Below are 449 nucleotides of genomic sequence, written 5' to 3' on the forward strand. Positions count from 1 at the left end.
CGGGAACTCAAAGGAGACTGCCAGTGATAAACTGGAGGAAGGTGGGGATGACGTCAAGTCATCATGGCCCTTACGAGTAGGGCTACACACGTGCTACAATGGCATATACAAAGAGAAGCGACCTCGCGAGAGCAAGCGGACCTCATAAAGTATGTCGTAGTCCGGATTGGAGTCTGCAACTCGACTCCATGAAGTCGGAATCGCTAGTAATCGTGGATCAGAATGCCACGGTGAATACGTTCCCGGGCCTTGTACACACCGCCCGTCACACCATGGGAGTGGGTTGCAAAAGAAGTAGGTAGCTTAACCTTCGGGAGGGCGCTTACCACTTTGTGATTCATGACTGGGGTGAAGTCGTAACAAGGTAACCGTAGGGGAACCTGCGGTTGGATCACCTCCTTACCTTAAAGAACCGACCTTTGCAGTGCTCACACAGATTGTCTGATGAA

Annotated in this window: 1 rRNA gene; it reads left to right on the plus strand. The window is 51.4% G+C overall.

What is annotated here, in order from left to right:
* Nucleotides 1-402 (plus strand): 16S ribosomal RNA (locus tag FDW97_RS17850); the annotation flags it as partial.
* Between the last annotated feature and the right edge of the window lie 47 nt (nucleotides 403-449).

The sequence above is a fragment of the Citrobacter sp. wls708 genome (genome assembly GCF_005281255.1).
GTDB lineage: Bacteria > Pseudomonadota > Gammaproteobacteria > Enterobacterales > Enterobacteriaceae > Citrobacter > Citrobacter werkmanii.